Here is a 16,981-nt window from a genome sequence, read left to right as displayed (position 1 = left end):
AGGAAGTGTCGGCCGCCCGACCGTGAAGCTCCACTTAAATCTGCTACGACGTGGAGCGGAGCAGCGCTGAAAGGTGGCCGGGGCGGCGTACGGACCGGACACCTGAGCGGAGCCGGTTTTCCTTCAGTCGGACCATCCCGAATCCGATGAACCGCACAGAGAGTGCCGGACGGTTCACTAGGAGTGAGTGGTGCGAGACGTGGTGCTGGCCCTGGCCATGCCCGCCGTGATGTGCGCGAGCGGGATCTACGCGGCGGCCGACGCGTGGTGGCGCCATCGACGCCCCTCGCCCCCGCCCTACTCCCACGCCGGGCTCCGCCTCGCGGGACAGCGCGCCGTCGCTGTGGCGGAGGCCGTCGTGGCCGACGAGTACGCGCTGCTCACGGCGGCCGGACAGCCGGCCGACCTCGCGGTCCGGCCGGCCGACTGACCACTCGCGCCCACCCCGTTGTCACGGGCGCAGACGCAGCACCTGCGGGTCGTGGTCGCTGATCTGGTCGTGGAACTCGCTGTTGATGTGCACGCTGTCGTACGCGAACGGACCCTTGCGGATCGAGGGGCTCACCAGAATCTGGTCCAGGACCTGGCTGTTGCCCTGGTAGTCGTAGGAGTAACGCTCCTTCTTGGGCAGCGACTTGACGGCCGACCAGAGCGCGCCGTCCGCCTCCAGGCGCTGCGCGGTGCCGGAGAACTCGAAGTCGTTGATGTCGCCGAGCGCGATCACGTCCGCGTCCCGCCGCACCTTCAGGATGTCCTTCACGAACGCGTTGACCTCGTCGGCCTGCGCGTGCCGCTGCGTCTCCGAGCTGCGCGTCGGCGGCTGGTACTGCGAGGTCAGGGCCTGGTCGCCGCCCTTGGACGCGAAGTGGTTGGCGATCACGAAGACCGTCTTCCCGTGGAAGACGAACTCGCCCGCGAGCGGCTTGCGGCTGCTCTTCCACGCCGTGGACGCGGGGTCGATCCGGCCCGGGGACGTGGTCAGTGCCGGCTCGCCCTGCTCCGTGCGCGTCACGCCGACCGGGGTCGTCGCGTCGCCGCCGGCGCGGTCGGTGAACGACACCCGGTCCGGGTTGAACAGGAACACCTGGCGGATGTTGCCGCCCGGTTCGCCGCCGTCCTGGCCGTCGACCGGGTCGATGCCGCGCCACTCGTAGCGCGGGCCGCCCGCCGCGACGATCGCGTCGATCAGCTTGTTCACCGTCACGTCGGAGGCGACCGTGCCGCTGTTCTTCGCGCCGTCGTTGTCCTGGATCTCCTCCAGGGACACGATGTCGGGCGCCTGCAGGTGGTCGACGATCGCCGCCGCGTGCGCCGCGAAGGTGGCGTCCGACGGGTCGAGGTTCTCCACGTTGTACGTGGCCACGGCCAGCTCGCCGGACTTCTGCTTCCGGGTCGTCTCGCGCTCCAGGCCGCCCTGCTCCAGCGTGCCGAGCTCCCGCGCGACCAGCGTGTATCCGCCGTACTGGTTGAAGTCCAGGGGGCCTTCGGTGGTCCCGCCGAGGGTGTCGCCGACGTCGGCCTTCGGGAAGTCGGCGACCGCGCCGAGCGACTGGATCTGGAGCCGGCCCGCGTTCTGCGAGTCGTAGGAGCCGTAGCGGGAGCCGCCGCGCTCCGTCCGGTTCTCGCGCGGCCGCACCGTGACCCAGAGCTCGGTGTGCGGGTCGGTCGCGGTGACGACGCGGGAGGAGCCGATCCGTACGTTCTGGCCCTCCAGGGACTCGTAGTAGTCCAGGGCGTAGGCGCGCGGCTGAAGCGGCAGGCCGTTGACCGAACCCTGCGCGGCCGGGTCGCCCTCGGGGGCGTACGCGGCGGGGACCGAAGCGGAGTCGATCGTGGTGACCGGCACCGCGTTGCCGGACGAGACGACGGTGACCGTCGGCTTGGTTATCTCGGTCAGCGACTGGTTGCCCGAATTGGCGCCGCCCGGGACGTACTCGGAGACCGTGCCGGACACCTTGACGGCGTCGCCCGTCTTCACGGTCGGTGCGGAGCCGGTGAAGACGAACACACCCTCACTGGTGGCCGGGTCGGCGTCCGGCGCCGTGTCCTCGAACCAGAAGCCCTTGACCGAGCCGTAGGCGCGCACGCCCGTCACGATGCCGGCGACGTCCGTGACCTGCTGCCCCGCGAGCGGGGAGAGCCGGGTGGAGCCCTGGATGTCGTGGATGGCGACGGTGTCCGCGTGGGCGGGCGAGACCGCGAGGACGGTGCCGGCCGCACCGCAGGCGGTGACGACGGCGAGCGCGGCGAGCCGCGAACGGGAGAACACGGAGAACGCGGGGCGTGCTGACTGGCTCGGCAAGGGGATCCCTCCGGGGACGTGCGAGTGGCGAGCGCCGGGACGAGGGCGGACTTCCATCCGACTTCTACGCGCGTCAATCTCTTGCGTGGCCGGGGGAGTTGTCAAGGTTTCGTGAGTGGCCGCACGCGGTCGGGGAGCCGACTGACAGATGAACCCGGCGGCAAGGGTGCAAATCCGTCTAGGCTGAGCGGTCGCAACGTAGCTCATGAGGAGAACCAGCCGATGTCAGACAGCTCCACCCTGCCGCCGGTACGGCTGCCCGCCGATGCGGAGCTGGCGCGGGACGCCCTCGCCACCCCCCTCCTGTCGCGCGCGGTGCGGCTCGCCCGCTGGGCCGGGCCCGACACCCGCGTGGGCGCGGGCGGCGAACTCGCCGACGAGCAGCTCCCCGCCGCGGCCGCCGAACTCGGCCTGTCCGACGACGCGGACGGCGCCGCCGACGCGAGCGAGGCGTGGCGGGTCGCCGTCGACACCGGCCTGGTGGAGATCGTCGACGAGGAGGAGGGCACCGTCGCCGTCGGCGAGGAGCTCGGCACCCTCACCTCCGGCGGGCCCACGGACGTCCTCGCGCTGTGGCGCGCGGCGCTGGAGACGGTGCTCGCCGACGCGAGCGTGCCCGACCTCGACGACCTGGTCGACGCCATGGAGGAGGGCGGCGAGATCGACTTCTCGCAGCTCGACTGGGACCCGGAGGCGGAGGCCGAGTTCCTCGACGGCGTCCTCGGCAACCTGTACCTGCTGACCGTCACCGAGGGCGGCGCGGGCGAAGGGCCGGTGCCGCTGCCCGCCCTCGCCGCCTCGATGATCGTTCCCGACGACATGGGCGAGCCCACCGACGACGTCCTGGAACAGGTGTCGGACGCGATGATGCGCCTCGACGACCAGTTCCGGATGCTCGCCCCGATCGGCCTCGTCGAGTTCCAGCCCGTGGACGAGGCCCTCATGGCCGACATCGACTCCGCCGAACCGGCCGCCCCCGTCGACGAGTCCGACATCTCGCGCTACGGCATGGTGCGGCTCACCCCGCTCGGCCTTCACGGCATCCGCGCCCGGATGCTGGAGGCGGGCCTCGACGCCCCGGCCGTCGGTGACCTCGCCGACAAGGGCGCCGACGCGCTGCTCGACGGCACCTCCACGTTCCCGCAGGCCGCCGCCCAGGCCGAGATCGAGCAGTGGCTCGCCCGGCGTGAAGCGCTCGCCGCCGCACGCGAGTTGCTCGGCGCCGCACGCGGCGGCGACCAGGGCGCCCCGCTGCGCCGGCTGCGCTGCCAGCAGGCCCTGTCCCTCGTCGGCACCGAGGCCGAGCCCGCGCTCCGTGACGTCCTCCAGGACCCGGAGCTGGGCGGCCTCGCCCGGGTCTGGCTCGCCGAGCACGGCGCGACGGACGTGCCCGCGCCGTCCGAGGACCTCGTCTTCTGGCTGACCGTCGACACGATCGCCGCGCAGCTCTCCCTGGAGGGCAACTCGGAGGAGCTGCAGGCCCTCGTCGAGGGGCTCGCCGCGCAGCACAGCGGCTTCTTCGCGGCGGCCTGGCGGGTGGACCACCCGGCCACCGCCGACGTCCTGGAGGCGATGGGCCGCCTCCACCCGGACAAGAAGGTCGCCAAGGAGGCCCGCAAGGCGGCCTTCAAGGCCCGCTCGGCCGCGGGCGGCTGATCCCGGAGCCTTTGCGGGGGCCGGGGCCGGGGCCGGGGCCGGGGCCGGGGCCTTTGCCGGGGCCGGGATCGGAGCTCGGCCGGGGTCGGTATCGGGACCGGGGCCGGGCGGAAGACGGCCCCGGAAGTCGGGGAAGCGGGTGCCTGGGCGTCGGGCGGAGTTCAACCGGAGTTCGCGCGGGCGCGGGAGCGTGTGGCCGAACAGGGCGTGTCCGGAAAGGCGCGCCCAGCGGTCCTCACCCCCCGACCACTCCGTCACCTCCGCAGGAGACAGCCACCATGTCGCTCACTCGCAGGGACTTCGCCCGACGCTCCGCGGCCACCGGCGCCGGCGTCGCCCTCGCCGGTTCCGTCGGCGCCCTCGCCACCGCGCCGGGCGCCCTCGCGGCCACCGACACCGCCGACGTCACCGACACCGCCGGCGTCACCGCGGACCGGAACGGACCGGCCGACGGCCCCGGGTACGGTCCGCTGCAGGCCGACCCGGCCGGCATCCTCGCGCTGCCGGCCGGATTCTCGTACGAGGTCATCACCTACAGCGGGAAGACCAAGCTGGAGTCGGGCGAGTTCACGCCGTCCAACCACGACGGCACCGCCACCTTCGAGGGCCCCCGCGGCACCACCCTCCTCGTCAACAACCACGAGCTGGCCGGCGCCCGCGACAAGTGGCCGCACCCGGTGCCGCTCACCGAGGGGCTCGTCTACGACCCCGCGGCGGCCGGCGGCTGCACCGTCGTCGAGGTCCGCCGCGGCGGCGAGGTCGCCGAATGGGTCGGCATCGCCGGCACCGCCACCAACTGCGCGGGCGGCTCCACGCCCTGGGGCACCTGGCTGACCTGCGAGGAGACCGAGGACAAGGCCGGCAAGAACGGCTTCACCAAGGACCACGGCTACGTCTTCGAGGTCGACCCCTACGACCGCCGCGCCAACCAGGCCCCCAAGCCGATCAAGGCCCTCGGCCGCTACGCCCACGAGGCCGTCGTCATCGACCCCAAGCGCGGCCACGCCTTCCTCACCGAGGACGCCTCCGGCCCCAACGGCCTGCTCTACCGCTGGGTCCCGCCGCACGGCTTCCAGCACGGCCGCGGCAAGTTCGCCACGCTCGCCGACGACGCGGGTGTCCTCCAGGCCTTCAAGTGCTTCGACTCCGGCGGCCGCTTCGTCGACGACCTCTCCCGCGCCACCAAGGCGGGCACGGTGTACGGCGTCGACTGGATCGACGTCCCCGACCGTGACGCCAAGACCGTCTCCACGCGCAAGCAGTTCAAGGACGGCGAGATCACCCGCGCCCGCAAGCTCGAAGGCATGTGGTGGGGCGACGGCGGCGCCTACATCGTCTCCTCCTTCGCCCGTGCCGAGAGCCCCGTCCAGCACGACGGCCAGGTCTGGTTCTACGACCCGAAGCGCCGCACCCTCACCCTGAAGGTGCTCCTCGGCGTCAACCAGGACCCGTCGAAGGACGGCGCCCTCGACGGCCCGGACAACATCACGGTCTCCCCGTACGGCGGCCTCGTCATCGCCGAGGACGGCGAGGGCGTCCAGCACCTGTTCGGCGCGACCGAGCGCGGCCGCACGTACCCGATCGCGCGCAACGACCTGAACATCGGCACCGCGGAGGCGCCGGAGTTCAGCGAGTTCACCGGCGTGACCTTCTCGCCCGACGGCCGCACGCTCTACGCCAACATCCAGACCCCGGGCATCATGCTCGCCATCACGGGGCCCTGGAAGCGCCAGCGCTGAACAACGGTCCGCATTTAATTGCCTGGCGACCGGTCACACACCGCCCTAGAGTTTTTCTCACGCCGCACCTCCCGGTGCGAAGGCCACGGTTACTTCCTTTCACAGAGTCAGCACCGTGGCCGGCCAGATCTCGGGAGGCGCAGCCCATGGTGTGTGCCCGGTGCGCAGGCAACGGCTACTTCTCCTAATCCGCGGGTTACGGGTTCGAGTCCCGTCACGCGGTCGTCCCACGACCGTAGTAGCTCAATCGGTAGAGCATCGGCACAGTTCCGTCGCCGACTTCTGACCTCGGGCACACTCCATTCGCTGCGCCTCCCCGTCTTCGTTCACGCATTCTCATGCACTGAATTCGGGGGAATTCTCATGGCACGTTTCAACCGCAAGTCCGTACAGGCAGCGCTCCGTTCTCCTGTGCGCACCACCGGCCGCGTCCTGCGCACCCACGAGGGCGGCCGGGGCGCCGAGCGGGACGAGCGTTCCGAGCTTTTTCTGCTCGCGGTCGCCAACTTCGTGTCGCAGCAGACCTCTTACGAGGACGGCGCGACCCGCGACGACCGCTTCGCGCACCTCGTGCGCCGGCTCGCCGTCAGTGACCCGGAGTGGACGGCGGGCCTGCTCGGCTGGCTGCGCGGCGAGGGCAACATGCGCACCGCGTCCCTGGTCGGCGCCGCCGAGTACGTGCACGCGCGGCTCGCCGCCGGAGCCACGGACGGCCCGTCGAACCGGCAGGTCGTCGCGTCCGTGCTGCGCCGCCCCGACGAGCCCGGCGAACTGCTCGGCTACTGGACGCAGACTCACGGCCGCGCGCTGCCCAAGCCGGTCAAGCGTGGCGTCGCCGACGCCGTCCGCCGCCTGTACCACGGCAAGGCGCTCCTGAAGTACGACACCGCCTCCAAGGGCTACCGCTTCGGCGACGTCCTGAACCTGGTGCACGCGGCGCCGGACCCCGAGCGGCCCTGGCAGGGCGAGCTCTTCCAGTACGCGCTGGACCGCCGGCACCACCCGGAGACGGCCGAGGCGCCGGCCTCCAGCGCGGTCCTGGTCGCGCACCGCGAGCTCATGGCGGTGCCGGTCGACGAGCGGCGCGCCGTGCTGCTCGCGCAGGGCGGCGCCGAGCGGCTCGCCGCGGCCGGCATGACCTGGGAGGCGCTGGCCGGCTGGCTGCAGGGTCCGATGGACCGGGCGGCCTGGGAAGCGGTGATCCCGTCCATGGGCACGATGGCGCTCGTCCGCAACCTGCGGAACTTCGACGAGGCCGGTGTCTCGGACGAGGTCGCGGCGCAGGTCGCGGCCCGGATCGCGGACCCGGCCGAGGTGGCGCGCTCGCGCCAGTTCCCGTTCCGCTACCTCGCCGCGTACCAGCACGCGCCGTCGCTGCGCTGGGCGTACCCGCTGGAGCGGGCGCTAGGCCACTCGCTGGCCAACGTGCCGTCGCTGCGTGGCCGGACGCTGATCCTGGTGGACCGCTCCGGCTCCATGTGGAGCCCGCTGTCCGACCGCTCGCAGCTCAACCGGGCGGACGCGGCCGCGGTCTTCGGCACGGCGCTCGCGCTGCGGGCCGCCGACGCGGACCTGGTCCAGTTCGGCACGGGCAGCGCGCCGGTGAAGCACCGCGCGGGCGAGTCCGTGCTGAAGATCCTGGAGCGGTTCGGGAACCTCGGCGGGACGGACACGACGGAGGCGGTGCGCCGCCACTACCGCGGGCACGACCGGGTGCTGATCGTCACCGACGAGCAGGCCACGTTCAGCCACTACGGCGACCCGGGCGAGTCCCTGCCGGCGCACGTCCCGGTGTACACGTGGAACCTGGCCGGGTACCGGGCCGGTCACGCTCCGTCGGGGCCGAACCGGCACACGTTCGGGGGCCTGTCGGACACGGCCTTCCGTATGGTGTCGCTGCTGGAGGCGGGCCGGGACGCGGACTGGCCCTGGGCCCGGTCCGCGGCCTAGGCCGCCTGCCTGGTCAGACTCGCTGGGCCGACGCGCTGGGCCGACTGGCTGGGGTGACGAAGAAAAATCCTTCGGTAAGGGAACGGCAAAGCGGAGCCGCTCGTTACCCCAGTCATGACAGCTATGACCCCCGGCTCGAACATCCCGCTCACGGCGCAGCGCGTGACGGTGGACGTCACGGCCCCCGTGCGTCTGGACGTATCGGGCCTGCTGCTCACCGCAGACGGCAAGGTGCGCTCGGACGACGACTTCATCTTCTACAACCAGCCCGCGGGCCCCGGCGTGACGTACACGTCGGGTGGCGGTACGGCGCCCGACGCGATCACGGTCGACACGGCCGCCGTGCCGCCGGGCATCGAGAAGATCGTCGTCACCGCGAGCCCGGACGCCGCGGGCCAGACCTTCCAGGGCATCGAGCCCACGGCCACGATCCGCAGCGCGGACGACGGCGCGGTCATCGCCACGTTCACGCCGCCGCAGCTGGGCGCGGAGACGGCCCTGGTCGTCATGGAGGTCTATCTGCGGGGCGGGGCCTGGAAGGCCCGCGCGGTGGGCCAGGGGTATGCGAACGGGCTGGCGGGCATCGCCACCGACTTCGGCGTCTCGGTGGAGGAGCCGGCCGCCCCGGCCGCGACGCAGCCCCCGGCGGCCGCCCCCGCCGCCCCTGTCGCTCCGCCGGCCCCGCCCGCCGCCGCGATGCCCGCGCCGACCACCCCGCCGGTGGACCCGCGCATCGCCCCGCCCCCGCCGCCCGCGGCCGCCCCCGCGGCGCCCGCCGCCCCGGCCCCCGGCGCCGGAAAGATCAACCTGGACAAGGGCCGCGTCAGCCTGCAGAAGAACCAGACGGTGTCCCTGGTCAAGGGCGGCCGCCCGCTGCTGAGCCAGGTCAAGATGGGTCTCGGCTGGGAGCCCGCGTTCCGCGGCAAGGACATCGACCTCGACGCGTCCGTCATCGCGTACGGCCCGCAGCGCAACCACATCGACAGCTGCTACTTCGGCAAGCTCTCGATCGTGAACGGCGCGATCAAGCACTCCGGGGACAACCTGACGGGTGAGGGCGGCGGTGACGACGAGGTGATCGTCGTCGACCTCGGCCGTCTCCCGCAGGACGTCACGGGCCTGGTCTTCACGGTGAACTCGTTCTCGGGCCAGAAGTTCACCGAGGTCGCCAAGGCCTACTGCCGACTGCTCGACGCGGCGACCGGCGAGGAGCTGGTCCGCTTCGACCTGACGAACGCGGAGCCGCAGACCGGCGTGATGATGGCGAAGCTCATCAAGCAGTTCACCGGCGAGTGGGAGATGACCGCCATGGGCGACTTCGTGAAGTCCCGCACGGTCCGCGGCATGGTCAAGCCGGCGGCGCAGGCGCTGTAGTCACCCGTCACCGTCGTGTCGTCACCGGGAAGGCCGGGCTCCGTCGGAGTCCGGCCTTCCGCGTGTCCGGGGAGGGGCGGCCCTCCTCAGTGCGGCCAGATCGGGGGGTCGTCGACGAAGCGGCCGCCGATGTGGTGGTGGGCCGGGAGGGTGTCGTCCAGGGGGCCGTGGGCGGCGAGGAGTTTTTCCGCGTAGGGCTCGGAGTCGTCCTGGGGGGCGTAGCCGAGGGCGCGGGCGGTGGTCAGGTCCCACCAGGCGCGGGTGTTGGCGGAGGAGCCGTGGACGACGGTGTGGCCGACGTGCTCGGCGGTCAGGGCCGCGTGGAAGAGGCGGGCGCCGTCGGCGGGGCTCATCCAGAGGGAGAGCATGCGGACGTCGGTCGGCTCGGGGAAGCAGGAGCCGATGCGGACGGACACCGTCTCGATGCCGTGCTCGTCCCAGTAGTACTGCGCGAGATCCTCGCCGAAGGACTTGGACAGGCCGTAGAAGGTGTCGGGGCGGCGCGGGGTGTCGACGGGGATCAGCGGGGCGCCGTCCTCGACGTGGGGGCGCGGGGTGTAGCCGATGGTGTGGTTGGAGGAGGCGAAGACGACGCGGGGGACGTTCTCTTCGCGGACGGCCTCGTAGAGGCGCTGGGTGCCCCGGATGTTCGACTCGAGGATCTTGTCGAACGTGGACTCCAGGGAGATGCCGGCGAGATGCAGGACGCCGTCCACGCCGCGCACCGCCTCGCGCAGGGCGGCGGTGTCGTTCAGGTCCGCGACGATCGCGTCCGGCGCGTCCGGGACGGGGCGCACGTCGAACAGGCGCAGGTCGTACCCGTGGTGCGGCAGCAGCCCGCGCATCAGGGTGCCGAGTCCGCCGGCGGCGCCGGTGAGCAGGATCGTGCGGGGCGCGGGGGAGGCGGGGGAGGTGAGGGGAGGGGCCATGCGCGGGAGCTCCCGTGTATGAGTGTGAGCTGAGTTCATATTTGTGGACACGCTAGGGAGGGGGGCGGAGTGCGTCAAGGGTGCGGGGCAGGGTGAGTCCGTACCTTGACCCGCTCTGTACGGCGGCTTACGGTGAGCGCGTTCAGGGATATGGACAGGGATCAGAGACTCGCACGTGCGGGTGCGGGGGAGGCGCGTGCCGGCCCGCGTCCGCGTGCACCAGTTCAGGGAGAGCCCGTGACGTCAGCCCCGCTCGCCGCCCGACTCGGCATCCCCCGGGGGCCGTTGTTCTTCCCCGTCACCGCGTACGGACCCGACGGCGGCGTCGACCTCGACACCTACCGCACCCATGTGCGGCGCGGGGTCGAGGCCGGGGCCGCCGCCGTGTTCGCCTGCTGCGGAACCGGGGAGTTCCACGCGCTCGCGCCCGAGGAGTTCGAGGCCTGTGTCGCGGTCGCGGTCGAGGCGGCCGCGGGCGAGGTGCCCGTCGTCGCGGGCGCCGGATACGGCACCGCGCTCGCCGTCGACTTCGCGCGCCGTGCCGAACGGGCGGGCGCCGACGGCCTGTTGGCGCTGCCGCCCTATCTCGTGGCGGCGGGCCAGGAGGGCCTGCTGCGGCACTACACGCTGCTCGCCGAGGCGACCTCCCTCGACGTCATCGTCTACCAGCGCGACAACGCCGTGTTCACCCCGCGGACCGTCGTCGACCTCGCCCGGCACCCCAAGATCCTCGGCCTCAAGGACGGACTCGGCGACCTCGACCTGATGCAGCGCACCGTGAGCGCCGTGCGCACCGGCGCCCCGGACGCCGCGTTCCTGTACTTCAACGGGCTGCCCACCGCCGAACTCACCGCGCTCGCCTACCGCGGTATCGGCATCACCCTCTACTCCTCCGCCGTCTTCTGCTTCGTCCCCGAGATCGCCCAGGCCTTCCACCGGGCCCTGAACACGGGCGACGACGCGACGGTGCACCGCCTCCTCGACGGCTTCTACCGGCCGCTCGTCGAACTGCGCGGCGAGGGGCGCGGCTACGCGGTCTCCCTGGTCAAGGCCGGGGTACGGCTGCGCGGGCTCGACGTCGGCGAAGTGCGGCCGCCGCTGCACGAGCCGCGCAAGGAGCACGTCGAACGGCTCTCCGCACTCGTCGAGCACGGCCTCGGCCTCCTGGAAGGAGCCGGCGCGTGAAGACGTCCGTCTTCCTCTACCCCTGGGACGTCAACGGGGACCCGGCCGCCGCCCGCCGCATCGCCGACCTCGGCGTCGGCCAGGTGACGCTCGCCGCCGCCTACCACTCCACCCGCGCCCTCACCCCGCGCCACCCGCACCACCGGATCGTCACCGCCGCCCACGCCGCCGCGCTCTACCCCGTCGACCGGCGGCACTGGCACGGCCGGGTCCCGGCCCCGTACCCGGCGGGCGACTGGGCCCCCGGCGACGCCTACGGGGAGGCGGCCGCCGCGCTCGCCGACGCCGGGCTCGACGTGCACACCTGGGTCGTCCTCGCCCACAACTCCCGCCTGGGCGCCGAACATCCGGACACCTCCGTCGTCAACGCCTACGGCGACCGCTACCCCTGGGCCCCCTGCATCGCCCAGCCCGCCACCCGCGCCTACCTCGTCGACCTCGCCGCCGAGGCCGCCACCCGGCCCGGCGCCCGCGGCACCGAACTCGAGTCCCTCGGCTGGTACGGGCTCGCGCACCTGCACGCCCACGACAAGATCGCCGGCGTCACGCTCGGGGACGCCGGGCAGTACCTGATGTCGCTCTGCTTCTGCCTGTCGTGCCGCGACGGGTACGGGCGTCAGGGCCTCGACCCCGACGAACTCGCCCGCGCCGTACGGGTCGCGCTGGAGCCCGTATGGCGCGGCGAGGCCTGCGACGACGGCTGGGCGAGCGTCGAGAAGCTGCTCGGCGCGGACCGGGCCGGCGCGACCCGCGTCCACCGTGACACCACCGCGCAGTCGCTCCAGGAGGAGGCCGTCGCGGCGGTCCGCGCCGCCGCCCCGGCCGACACCGCCTTCCAGGTCCTGCTGCACGCCGACCCGGTCCCGTACCACTGCGGGGCCAACGCCGGTGTCGACCCCGCCCACATCCTCTCCGTCGCCGACGGCGTCGTCGTGCCCTGCACCGGGGGAGCGGGCCTGCTGCCGCCGTTCGCCGAGCAGGGGCGCGGTGTGATCGCCGCGAACCTCACGATCGTCACCGGCATGGGCGGCAGCCCGGCGACCCTCGCGGCCGACGCCCGCGCGGCCCGCGCCGCCGGTGCGACCGAACTGCGGCTCTACCACGCCGGGTTGGCGTCCGATGCGGACCTGGCGGCGGTGACACGGGGCCTCACCCAGGTGCCGTGATCGCGCACACAGGTTCAGTGACCGTTCACTCAGGTGCCGTGACGGCCGAGCCGGACCGACGGCCGCCGCCGTGACAGGCAGCGGCCAGCAGCAGCCCCACCCCGCCCATCACCGGCAACAGCACCCCCACCGGCGCCACGACCACGAGCCCCGCGCCCACCGCCAGGGTCAGGGCGCCCGGGGTGAACAGAAGGGTGTGGGCCGCTGCCGAGGCCCGGCCGAGCACCTCGTCCGGCAGGGCGCGCTGCACCGCCGTCAGCGCCGCCACCAGCGGGCAGGGCAGCCCGGCCCCGATCGCCGCGCTGCCCGCCAGGACCGCCGCGTCGTACGGCACCGCCCGCACCGCCGCGCCCAGCGCGAACAACGCGATCCCGTACGCGGCGAAGCGGCGCGCGCCGAGCCGCCGCAGCAGTCCGCCCGAGAGGGCCCCCGCGGCCACCGAGCCCACGCCCTGCACCGCGTACAGCACCCCCGTGAACGCGGGGGCCCGGCCGAGACCGTCGACCACCGCGAACACCGACGCGCCCGTGATCCCCGACAGGGCCATCACGCCGGACCCGGACAGCAGCAGCGGGCGCAGCTCCCCGTGCCGCCACAGTTCGCGCAGCCCGTCCGCCGCGCGGGCCCCCGCCCGTCGCACCGGCCGCGGATCCCGCCCCGGCACGCTCGCGAACAGGCCCGCCGCGACGACGAAGGTCACCGCGTCGAGCAGCGCCACGCGCGAGCCGCCGTACGCCGCGAACAAGGCGGCGCCCGCGAGCGGGGCCACGATCTTCACGCCCTCGTTCACCGACATCCGCAGCCCGTTGAGCTCCCCGAGCACGTCCCCGGGGACGGCGCCCGCGACCCACGCCGACTCCGCCGCGTCGGCGACGACGCCACAGGCCCCGTAGAGGAAGAGGACCGCGAAGAGGAGCCACAGGCGGCCGGGCCCGTCGACCGCGAACAGGGCGAGGACGAGGCAGGCCGATGCCAGATTCACAGTGACGAGCAGGCGTCGGCGCCGTACCCGGTCGGCGATCGCGCCGAGCAGCGGGCCGGCGAGCGTCGGCGCCCACAGGGCGAACGCGCAGAGCGCCGCGAGACCGTCCGAGCCGGTCAGCTCCTTGGTCCACACCCCGGCCACCAGCCACAGGGCGCTCGTCCCGAACCCGGAGACGAGCACGGCGAGCAGACAGCGGGCGGCGGCGCGGTCGCCCAGGACGCGGACGAGGGGACGTTCAGGGGGCGCCGGGAGCGGCGTCTCGTACGAGGTCATGGGCGCCGAGTCTGGATCTGAGGCCCCCACCCCGGCATCGGGAAGATGCCCAGGATCACCCGGCCCGGATCAGCCCAGCCGCCACAGCACGTACGTCACGCCCAGCAGAACGACCCCGGCGGCGGTGAGCAGGGTGCCCAGCAGGCGCAGATGGCCCGGGGACGGCACGGCTACGGGCGGGGCGCCGGTGCGCCGGCCGATGGTGCCACGCAGGCCGAACGCCCAGTTGAGCCCGCAGCCGATCGCCACGAGCGCGCCCACGAGGAACAGCCCGAGCAGCTCGGGCGACGCGGCGCGCGTCACGGCGGCGACCAGGGGTGCGGAAGTCACGGTCCGGGATCCTCTGTCTAGGTTCGTTCCGGCTTGTCGACCCTAGAGGTCGGGGTTCAACACGGGGTCAAGTCCGGTTCAGGCGTGGGCAATGGCTTCACCCGTGGCTGATATCGATCGGGTAACAGGACTCGCGAGAGCGCATGTGATGCGCGTAGACATGCAGCCACCTGCACACATCCCACCCGTTTCCAGCACCGGAGTTGCCCGTGCCGACCTTCCGCCCCTCCACCCGCGTCATCGGCGTCGCCGCCGCCTGCGCCCTCGCCGCCGGTGTCGCCTACGGCACCGGCACCGCGAGCGCCGACCGCCCCTCGGCGAGCACGAGTGCCGAACCGCACAACATCGGCCTGCTGTTCAAGGAGATCGACTCCTACTACGGCGCCACCCAGGACGCCGACGGCGTCTGGCAGTCCTCGCCCGACAGCCAGTACGCGCAGGACCTCGCCCACATCCAGGCCGCCGCGAAGAAGCGGATCGCCCGCGCCGCCCACCAGCACCACGGCAAGGACGAGCGCCCCGCCGTCGTCTTCGACATCGACGACACCCTGCTGCTCAGCCTCGACTACGAGAAGAAGACGAACTACGTCTACAACGACGCCAGTTGGAAGGCCTACGTGGCCAAGGCGGACCGTCCCGCCGTGTTCGGCACCCCCGAACTCGTCGCGTACGCCGAGTCCCAGGGCGTCGAGGTGTTCTACAACTCCGGCCTGAGCGAGGAGCAGCGCTCCGCCGCCGTGGAGAACCTGAAGAAGGTCGGCATCGACGTCAACCTCGACGCCGACCACGTCTTCCTGAAGAACAAGGCGAACCCGCCCGCCTACCTGAGCGACTGCGCCACCCCGGCCGCCTGGAAGTGCACCACGGTCCAGTACAAGTCCGGCACCCGCGCGCACATCGAGTCCCTCGGCTACGACATCGTCGGCAACTTCGGCGACCAGGAGTCCGACCTCGAGGGCGGCCACGCCGACCGCACGTACAAGTTCCCGAACCCCACCTACTACGTGGGCTGAGTCCGCTCCCGGACCCGCCCGGCGGCCCTGGCTACGCTGACCCGGTGACCGAGGAACAGGCGGCGTACGGGGACTACGGGGATTACGAGGACTACTGGGACGAGACGCGGGAGCGGCTGCGCGAGCGGGGGCTGCCCGACGGACACGCCGAGCGGGTCCTCGCCGAGCTGGCCGGGGCCGCCCCCGCGGACCCGGCCGGGCGGTTCGGCCCGGCCGGCGCCCTCGCCGAGCGGCTGACCCCCGAGCCCGCCGCCGACGAACACGCCGAGATCTGGCGCTGGTCCGCCGACACCTACGCGGACGCGGCGCTCCTCGACCGCTTCGGCGCGGAGGGCTGGGAGCTCGAGCGCGTCGACTCCCTCGGCCGCTTCGTGTGCCGCCGCGACCCGGAGCGGCCCCGGAGCTGGGAGTACCACCGCGCGGTCACCGGCGCGGAGGCGCGGCCCGCCGCGGAGGGCTGGGAGCCGTGCGGGACCTGGACCGTCTACTCCTGGTTCAAGCGCGAGAAGCAGGTGCCGGAGCCGACGCGGGGCGGGGACGGCGCACATTCCGCACCGTCCCCGCCCCGCCGACGACGGCTACCGTTCCGGCGCCGGCGCGCCTGACCCGCGACCGGCGCCTCAGTCCTTCAGACCGGCCTCCATCATGGCCTGCGCCACCGGCGCCGCCAGCCCGTTGCCACTGACCTCCGAGCGCGCCGCGTCGGACTGCTCGACGACGACCGCCACCGCGATCTGCTTCCCGGACGAGTCGTCCTTCGCGTAGGACGTGAACCAGGCGTACGGCGTCTGGCTGTTGTTCTCACCGTGCTGCGCCGTACCCGTTTTGCCGCCCACCGTCGCGCCCGCGACCTGTGCGTTCGTGCCCGTGCCCCGCTCGACCACCGTCTCCATCGCCGACTGGAGCTGCTCGGCGGTCCGGGTGCTCACGATCCGCTCGGTGTCGCCGTCCGGGTAGCTCTTCAGCGCGTCGCCGTCGGCGTCCGTCACCTCGGACACCATGTGCGGGGAGGCCTGCTCGCCGCCGTTGGCCAGAGTCGCGGAGACCATCGCCATCTGCAGCGGCGTCGCCGTCACGTCGAACTGCCCGATGCCGGACAGCGCGGTCTGCGCCTTGTCCATCCCGGACGGGTACACACTCTCGGCGGCCCGCACCGGCACGTCCTGCTCGGTGTCGCCGAAGCCGAACTTCTCGGCCATCGCCCGCACCTTGTCCTGCCCGAGGTCGACGGCCATCTTCCCGAACACCGTGTTGCAGGAGTACTGCAGCGCCGTGCGGATGCTGGCGTTCTCACAGGGCGCCGTCCTGCTCTCGTTGCGCAGATACGTGCGCGTGCCGGGCAGCAGATACGGGTCCGGCGAGTCGGTCTTCTCGTCGACCGAACCGTAGAGGCCGTCCTCCAGCGCGGCCGCGGCCACCACCAGCTTGAACGTGGAGCCGGGCGGCAGTGCCTGCTTCAGCGCCCGGTTCAGCGTCGGTACGTCCTTGTCGTCGGACAGCGCCTTCCACGCCGCCGCGTCCGAGGACCCCGAGCCGCTGATCTTCGACGGGTCGAACGACGGCGTCGACACCATGCCGAGGATCTTCCCGCTCTCCGGGTCGATCGCGACGGCGGCGCCCTTCTTGTCGCCGAGCGCCTCGTACGCCGCCTTCTGCACCGCCGGGTCGATCGTCGTGACCACGTCGCCCGGGGCCGTGTGCTCCCCGGTCAGCAGGTCGACCGGGTTCTTCAGCTCGGGGTCCGAGCCGTCGAGCACGTCCTGGTAGATCGACTCCAGCTGCGTCGCGCCGTACACCTGCGAGGTGTAGCCCGTCACCGCCGAGTACAGCGCCCCGTTCTCGTACGTCCGCTGGTACGCGAGGTCGCCCGCGTCCGTCTTATCGGAGCCCGTCACCGCCTTTCCGCCCACGATGATGTCGCCCAGCGGATACGCGTACTGCGCGATCGCCTTCCGCCGGTTGTCCTTGTCGTCTGCGAGCGCGCGGCCGTCGTAGAACTGCACCCACGTCGCCTTGACCAGCAGAGCGAGCACGAGGAGCAGACAGAAGACCGAGGCACGCCTGATCGTCTTGTTCATC

The 16,981-nt window shown here is 72.7% G+C and carries 14 protein-coding genes; 9 read left to right on the top strand and 5 right to left on the bottom strand.

The window, feature by feature from the left end:
* Window positions 1–190: 190 nt before the first annotated feature.
* On the top strand, window positions 191–430 hold the full coding sequence (locus ACIBTU_RS37900; RefSeq protein WP_399131308.1) for a hypothetical protein: 240 nt from the start codon (window positions 191–193) through the stop codon (window positions 428–430).
* 21 nt (window positions 431–451) lie between these two features.
* On the opposite strand, the gene ACIBTU_RS37895 is transcribed toward ACIBTU_RS37900, so the two are convergent.
* Window positions 452–2,359 carry an endonuclease/exonuclease/phosphatase family protein gene (locus tag ACIBTU_RS37895; protein ID WP_399131307.1) on the bottom strand — a complete coding sequence of 636 codons (1,908 nt, stop codon included), beginning with the start codon at window positions 2,357–2,359 and terminating at the stop codon, window positions 452–454.
* Window positions 2,360–2,524: 165 nt separating this feature from the next.
* Between ACIBTU_RS37895 and ACIBTU_RS37890 the strand changes: the two genes are divergently transcribed.
* The 4 genes from ACIBTU_RS37890 to ACIBTU_RS37875 all read left to right on the top strand — a co-directional run bounded on the left by ACIBTU_RS37890 (window position 2,525) and on the right by ACIBTU_RS37875 (window position 9,021).
* Window positions 2,525–3,958 carry a hypothetical protein gene (locus tag ACIBTU_RS37890; protein ID WP_399131306.1) on the top strand — a complete coding sequence of 478 codons (1,434 nt, stop codon included), beginning with the start codon at window positions 2,525–2,527 and terminating at the stop codon, window positions 3,956–3,958.
* A 278-nt stretch (window positions 3,959–4,236) separates the two neighbouring features.
* A complete protein-coding gene (locus tag ACIBTU_RS37885; RefSeq protein ID WP_399131305.1) occupies window positions 4,237–5,697 on the top strand; it encodes an alkaline phosphatase PhoX in 1,461 nt (486 codons plus the stop codon).
* A gap of 363 nt (window positions 5,698–6,060) precedes the next feature.
* On the top strand, window positions 6,061–7,647 hold the full coding sequence (locus ACIBTU_RS37880; protein WP_399131304.1) for a TROVE domain-containing protein: 1,587 nt from the start codon (window positions 6,061–6,063) through the stop codon (window positions 7,645–7,647).
* Window positions 7,648–7,770: 123 nt separating this feature from the next.
* A complete protein-coding gene (locus ACIBTU_RS37875; RefSeq protein WP_399131331.1) occupies window positions 7,771–9,021 on the top strand; it encodes a TerD family protein in 1,251 nt (416 codons plus the stop codon).
* Between the two features lie 86 nt (window positions 9,022–9,107).
* Here the strand turns inward: ACIBTU_RS37875 and ACIBTU_RS37870 are convergent, their stop codons facing one another.
* Entirely contained in the window at window positions 9,108–9,950 is an 843-nt protein-coding gene (locus ACIBTU_RS37870) for an NAD-dependent epimerase/dehydratase family protein (protein ID WP_399131303.1), read from the bottom strand.
* Window positions 9,951–10,187: 237 nt separating this feature from the next.
* Between ACIBTU_RS37870 and ACIBTU_RS37865 the strand changes: the two genes are divergently transcribed.
* Window positions 10,188–11,135 carry a 5-dehydro-4-deoxyglucarate dehydratase gene (locus ACIBTU_RS37865; protein ID WP_399131302.1) on the top strand — a complete coding sequence of 316 codons (948 nt, stop codon included), beginning with the start codon at window positions 10,188–10,190 and terminating at the stop codon, window positions 11,133–11,135.
* Complete coding sequence (locus ACIBTU_RS37860; protein ID WP_399131301.1) at window positions 11,132–12,301, top strand: hypothetical protein; 1,170 nt, start codon at window positions 11,132–11,134, stop codon at window positions 12,299–12,301. The genes ACIBTU_RS37865 and ACIBTU_RS37860 overlap by 4 nt, the downstream gene beginning before the upstream one ends.
* Window positions 12,302–12,326: 25 nt before the next feature.
* Here the strand turns inward: ACIBTU_RS37860 and ACIBTU_RS37855 are convergent, their stop codons facing one another.
* Both ACIBTU_RS37855 and ACIBTU_RS37850 read right to left on the bottom strand, forming a co-directional pair.
* Window positions 12,327–13,559: an MFS transporter gene (locus ACIBTU_RS37855; RefSeq protein WP_399131300.1), complete on the bottom strand. Its 1,233-nt coding sequence runs from the start codon at window positions 13,557–13,559 to the stop codon at window positions 12,327–12,329.
* Window positions 13,560–13,628: 69 nt separating this feature from the next.
* A complete protein-coding gene (locus ACIBTU_RS37850) occupies window positions 13,629–13,889 on the bottom strand; it encodes a hypothetical protein (protein WP_399131299.1) in 261 nt (86 codons plus the stop codon).
* 209 nt (window positions 13,890–14,098) lie between these two features.
* Between ACIBTU_RS37850 and ACIBTU_RS37845 the strand changes: the two genes are divergently transcribed.
* Window positions 14,099–14,902, top strand: coding sequence for an HAD family acid phosphatase (locus ACIBTU_RS37845; RefSeq protein ID WP_399131298.1), 804 nt, complete (start codon window positions 14,099–14,101; stop codon window positions 14,900–14,902).
* 44 nt (window positions 14,903–14,946) lie between these two features.
* Window positions 14,947–15,507 (top strand): hypothetical protein, encoded by a 561-nt coding sequence (locus tag ACIBTU_RS37840; RefSeq protein ID WP_399131297.1) that lies wholly within the window; start codon window positions 14,947–14,949, stop codon window positions 15,505–15,507.
* Window positions 15,508–15,522: 15 nt separating this feature from the next.
* On the opposite strand, the gene ACIBTU_RS37835 is transcribed toward ACIBTU_RS37840, so the two are convergent.
* Entirely contained in the window at window positions 15,523–16,980 is a 1,458-nt protein-coding gene (locus ACIBTU_RS37835; protein ID WP_399131296.1) for a peptidoglycan D,D-transpeptidase FtsI family protein, read from the bottom strand.
* Window position 16,981: the final 1 nt, after the last annotated feature.

This window comes from Streptomyces sp. NPDC050145 (assembly GCF_044460245.1).
In the GTDB taxonomy this organism is placed as follows: Bacteria; Actinomycetota; Actinomycetes; order Streptomycetales; family Streptomycetaceae; genus Streptomyces.
Note: the sequence above shows the minus strand (reverse complement) of the source record. Positions and strands in the feature narration are given on the sequence as shown.

Coding starts and splice junctions, on each gene's coding strand:
- ACIBTU_RS37870 (WP_399131303.1), bottom strand. CDS start 9,950: ATGGCCCCTCCCCTCACCTCCCCCGCCTCCCCCGCGCCCCGCACGATC.
- ACIBTU_RS37890 (WP_399131306.1), top strand. CDS start 2,525: ATGTCAGACAGCTCCACCCTGCCGCCGGTACGGCTGCCCGCCGATGCG.
- ACIBTU_RS37895 (WP_399131307.1), bottom strand. CDS start 2,359: ATGGAAGTCCGCCCTCGTCCCGGCGCTCGCCACTCGCACGTCCCCGGA.
- ACIBTU_RS37855 (WP_399131300.1), bottom strand. CDS start 13,559: ATGACCTCGTACGAGACGCCGCTCCCGGCGCCCCCTGAACGTCCCCTC.
- ACIBTU_RS37835 (WP_399131296.1), bottom strand. CDS start 16,980: ATGAACAAGACGATCAGGCGTGCCTCGGTCTTCTGTCTGCTCCTCGTG.
- ACIBTU_RS37875 (WP_399131331.1), top strand. CDS start 7,771: ATGACCCCCGGCTCGAACATCCCGCTCACGGCGCAGCGCGTGACGGTG.
- ACIBTU_RS37885 (WP_399131305.1), top strand. CDS start 4,237: ATGTCGCTCACTCGCAGGGACTTCGCCCGACGCTCCGCGGCCACCGGC.
- ACIBTU_RS37880 (WP_399131304.1), top strand. CDS start 6,061: ATGGCACGTTTCAACCGCAAGTCCGTACAGGCAGCGCTCCGTTCTCCT.